This is a genomic window from Flavobacterium sp. UBA4854 (assembly GCF_002399805.1).
In the GTDB taxonomy this organism is placed as follows: Bacteria; Bacteroidota; Bacteroidia; order Flavobacteriales; family Flavobacteriaceae; genus Flavobacterium; species Flavobacterium ginsengisoli.
In genome coordinates this window covers 1-4,448 of record NZ_DHEI01000033.1, presented here as the reverse complement: position 1 = coordinate 4,448, position 4,448 = coordinate 1, and the positions used below count along the sequence as shown (strand labels likewise).

The window sequence follows — 4,448 nt, the reverse complement described above, 5'->3', positions numbered from 1 at the left end:
AGCCTTTGTCGATTGATTTCTAATAATTCTAAAACTCTTGTTTTTAAAGATTCTGGTTCCAAAATTTTGGCATAATCTCCAAACATTAAAAACCATCTCGGAAAACCATCTTGCAGGCTGTGAGACATAAAGGTCATTTCGATTTCGTCTCCAATTTCTTTTTGAGAAATAAAGCCGTGATATTTCCTTTCGGTTGCTAAGTATCGCGCGATTTTTTTCTGAACCAGGATTCGAACTTTTGTGGTTGGAATCTTATCAGATTTGGTTAAATAAGTTTCCAGAGAATCGTGTTCGATTGTATAATCAAGATCTGTTTTTTTTATTTCCTGAATTCTATCGGTTCTAAACTGGCGGTAATCTTTTCTAAGATGGCAATAACCCAGAAAATACCAATTGTTATTATCATGAAAAACGCCAACAGGTTCTAAATTTCGTTGCGTGGTTTCTTCTTTTTCAAAGGTTTTATAAGTTAAAAGAATTTGTTTTTTCTCCGCAATTCCCTCAAAAAGCACAGCCAAAGTATTGGGCGAATTATCATTAAACATTGGTTCTGCTTCCTGCATTACAATTCTTGATTCGATGTTTGAAAGATAATCTTTATCGTTGCTTCTTAAAACCGATTTCAGTTTGTACATCGCCGACGCATAATGTGTTCCCAATGTAGGATCGGTAAACTTTTGCATTAACTTTTCGGCCGCAATAAAACTGCTCACTTCTTCGCGTGTGAACATAACTGGCGGAAGTCTATATCCGTCCATTAAAGCATAACCAACTCCAGCTTCACTATAAATAGGAACTCCAGATGCTTCCAAAGTTCTAATGTCTCTATAAATAGTTCTTAAACTGCACTCAAAACGATCGGCCAATTCTTGTGCTTTTACAATCTTTTTAGACTGCAATTGAATAAGAATGGCAACAATTCGGTCAAATCGTTTTGGGGTTTCGTCGAGCATTTTTTCTTTTTTAGTTTCAAAGGTTAGAGGTTCAAAGTTACAAAGGTTTAATCTTTATAGAAATAAAAAAGCTGTTCCAAATTGAAACAGCTTTTACTTTATAAGTCAAATGAATTAAACATTTTTTTGCATCTTTACAGAATTATAGTATTAAATTTTAAAATATCAAATGAAGCTTCCTTTTGAGCCAGTTATTTTTGGTTATGAAATTAATATCCATTTAGTTCTAGAATATTTGGCATTTTTTTTAGGATACCGATATTATGTTTTTTTGAGAAAAAGAACGAATGATACTATTGTTTCCACAAACAGGTTATCGATTATTTTGGGTGCGGCAATTGGAGCTTTTTTGGGGTCTAGAATTATGGGTTTTTTAGAAAATCCTATTTTTCATTCTGATGTCAAATCTATTTTAGAACTCTTTAATGCCAAAACAATTATGGGAGGATTGTTTGGAGGATTATTAGGTGTCGAACTTGCTAAGAAGATTATTGGAGAAAAAGAGTCATCAGGAGATTTATTTACTTTTCCGATTATTCTAGGAATTTTTATAGGCAGAGTTGGCTGTTTTTTATCTGGAACCAATGAGTTTACGTATGGAAAAGAAACGACTTTTTTTACGGGGATGAATCTTGGCGACAATATTATGAGGCATCCAATTGCTTTATACGAATTAATTTTTCTGATTGTTCTGTTTTTTCTTTTGAAGAAATTGAAAACCAAAAATTTAAAAAACGGATTGCTATTTCAGTATTTTATGATTGCTTATTTTGCGTTTCGCTTTTTCGTAGAATTTCTGAAACCCAATTATTTCCTAATTTTCGGAATAAGTTCCATTCAGATCTTATGTTTAATTTGTCTGCTCTATTATAACAAAACAATTTTAAATTTATTTGTAAAAAATGCCAGTTAGAAAATATACTTATTATGATTTTACATTAAGCCTTTGTCCAGAATGCTTAAAAAGAATTGATGCTAAAATTGTTTTTGAAGACGAAAACGTCTATATGCTTAAAAGATGCCCAGAGCATGGAAACTCAAAGGTTTTAATTGCCGACGATATTCAATATTACAAGAATATCCGAAATTATAATAAACCATCTGAAATGCCGTATACTTTTAATACAAAAACGCATTATGGTTGTCCGTACGATTGTGGTTTATGTCCAGATCACGAACAGCATTCTTGTCTTACAGTTGTTGAGGTTACAGATCGTTGTAATCTAACTTGCCCGACTTGTTATGCAGGTTCATCACCTAATTATGGTAGACACAGAACTCTCGAAGAAGTAAAAGCTATGCTTGATACGGTTGTTAAAAATGAAAAAGAGCCAGACGTGGTGCAGATTAGTGGAGGAGAACCAACCATACATCCTGAGTTTTTTGAAATTTTAGATTATGCAAAATCAATTCCGATAAAGCATTTAATGTTAAACACAAACGGAATTAAAATTGCAAAAGACAAAGAATTTGTTCAGAGACTAAAAAGCTATTCTCCAGATTTTGAGATCTATCTTCAGTTTGATTCTTTTGAAGACAGTGTATTGCAAGAGTTGCGTGGAGCTGATTTAAGCGAAATACGAAAACAGGCTTTAGAAAATCTAAATGAAGTTAATTTATCTACAACTTTGGTGATTACGCTTCAAAAAGGATTAAACGATCATGAAATAGGTAAAATTATTGAGTTTGCCTTAAAGCAAAAGTGCGTTCGTGGCGTTACATTTCAGCCAACTCAAATTGCGGGCCGATTGGAGAATTTCAATTTAGAAACCGATCGAATGACATTAACAGAAGTGAGAAGAAAAATTCTAGAGCAAACGAATGTTTTTAATTCAGATGATTTACTTCCAGTTCCTTGTAATCCCGATGCTTTAGTTATGGGTTATGCTTTGAAACTGGGAGAAGAAGTTTTTCCCCTAACACGATATATTAATCCGAATGATTTATTAGACAATAGTAAAAACACGATTATTTACGAACAAGATGAAGTGCTTCGCGGCAAAATGATAGATCTGTTTAGCACAGGAAATTCTGTAGAAGTAGCGCAAGAAAACTTGAAATCGATTTTATGTTGCCTTCCTAATATTGATGCACCAGAATTAGGTTACGACAATCTCTTTAGAATTATTATCATGCAGTTTATCGATGCATATAATTTTGACGTGAGAGCAATAAAAAAATCTTGTGTTCATATTGTCAATAAGGACAATAAAATAATTCCGTTTGAAACCATGAATTTATTTTACAGAGATGATAAAGTAAAAAGACTAGAAGAATTAAGAACTAATGCATAAAGTATATGACAGCACTAGAAGTAGGTAATTTAGGAGGTTTGGTCGCATTTTTTATAGCGATTATGGTGGGACCGCCAATTTTAATGACAATCATTGGCTTAGCAATTAAGAAAAATCATCCCAATGGAGCAAAGGTTTGTTTTATTATCGGAGCGCTTTATCTCATTATTGGTCTAGGAATATGCGGGACACTCATGTCTTAAGAAAAACCCCTCAATAAACTGAATTATTGAGGGGTTTGAGTTATATTATAAACGAATTAAAATCTAAATAATAATCCGAATTTTGGTTGATCGAAGATGTTTTCAAATAAGTTGATGTTTAATTGAAAAGTATCTGAAGATGGGCCGTTTTCTGGAGAAACACTATTGTATGATAATAAATTAGCAAGAGTAAAAGTAACCGCAATGTTTTTAGTTAAGAAGTAATTTAACCCAACATTGATATTGGCTGTTAAACTATTACTATTATCTGTACCAGTAATTGGACTTTCGTATTTATTTCTGCCGTATCCTAAACCTACTTCTCCATAAGCTTTGAATCGTTTTTTATCGAGTTCCAATAGATAGTATCTTGCGAAACCACCGATTCCAAAAATATTAGTTTTTTCATCGGTTGCTTCAACTTTATTGCTGGAATAGCTCAATTGTCCTCCAACGGCAAATTTATCATTAAGAAAATATCCAAATTTGGGATTAAAAGCATAATAGTCTTTATCTCCACCAGTAGTGATCTGGATAGAACCTTCTATAAACATATCTCCATGTTGAAAAGTAATTCCTTTTGCAGAATTCATTTCTGAATCAACTTGATCTTGCTGAGCATTTGCAAAGTAAAATGTAAATAACGCTAGAATAACAGAAAATTTGGTTTTCATAATCTTTTATTTTTTAAAGTTGTAAGATTAAAAATACAATTTTATCTTAAAATTAACTTTAAATTTATCTGAAAGCGTTAAAAAACAAGCGATTAAGTTAATAATTTCATAAATTATAAGTTTTGACTTACAAATTTTAAAAGATAAGAAATGGATTATATACAAATAAAAAACCCGACAACTTTCGTTATCGGGTTTAATCTATATTCTTGTTTCTTTCTTCTATTCTCTAAAAAGAAAAGCTTAGTCATTCAATTTCAAAACAGCCATAAATGCTTCTTGAGGAATTTCAACGTTTCCTACCTGACGCATACGTTTTTTACC

At 32.0% G+C, this 4,448-nt stretch carries 6 protein-coding genes; 3 read left to right on the top strand and 3 right to left on the bottom strand.

Going from position 1 to position 4,448, the window contains the following annotated elements:
- The coding region (locus B3J44_RS04255; protein ID WP_286966042.1) for a helix-turn-helix transcriptional regulator at positions 1-953 on the bottom strand (953 nt) is incomplete at its 3' end.
- Positions 954-1,122: 169 nt separating this feature from the next.
- Between B3J44_RS04255 and B3J44_RS04250 the strand changes: the two genes are divergently transcribed.
- The 3 genes from B3J44_RS04250 to B3J44_RS04240 are packed head-to-tail and all read left to right on the top strand — an operon-like array spanning position 1,123 to position 3,450.
- Positions 1,123-1,866: a prolipoprotein diacylglyceryl transferase gene (locus B3J44_RS04250; RefSeq protein WP_286966041.1), complete on the top strand. Its 744-nt coding sequence runs from the start codon at positions 1,123-1,125 to the stop codon at positions 1,864-1,866.
- A complete protein-coding gene (locus tag B3J44_RS04245) occupies positions 1,856-3,247 on the top strand; it encodes a radical SAM protein (protein WP_286966040.1) in 1,392 nt (463 codons plus the stop codon). The genes B3J44_RS04250 and B3J44_RS04245 overlap by 11 nt, the downstream gene beginning before the upstream one ends.
- A 5-nt stretch (positions 3,248-3,252) precedes the next feature.
- A complete protein-coding gene (locus tag B3J44_RS04240; protein ID WP_233074030.1) occupies positions 3,253-3,450 on the top strand; it encodes a hypothetical protein in 198 nt (65 codons plus the stop codon).
- Between the two features lie 56 nt (positions 3,451-3,506).
- Here B3J44_RS04240 and B3J44_RS04235 read toward each other — a convergent pair whose 3' ends face one another.
- Together B3J44_RS04235 and B3J44_RS24255 are read right to left on the bottom strand one after the other, a co-directional pair.
- Positions 3,507-4,124, bottom strand: a complete 618-nt coding sequence (locus B3J44_RS04235) for an outer membrane beta-barrel protein (protein ID WP_286966039.1) — start codon at positions 4,122-4,124, stop codon at positions 3,507-3,509.
- Positions 4,125-4,367: 243 nt separating this feature from the next.
- Positions 4,368-4,448 (bottom strand): hypothetical protein (locus B3J44_RS24255; RefSeq protein ID WP_414654750.1); only part of this gene is annotated, 81 nt, incomplete at its 5' end.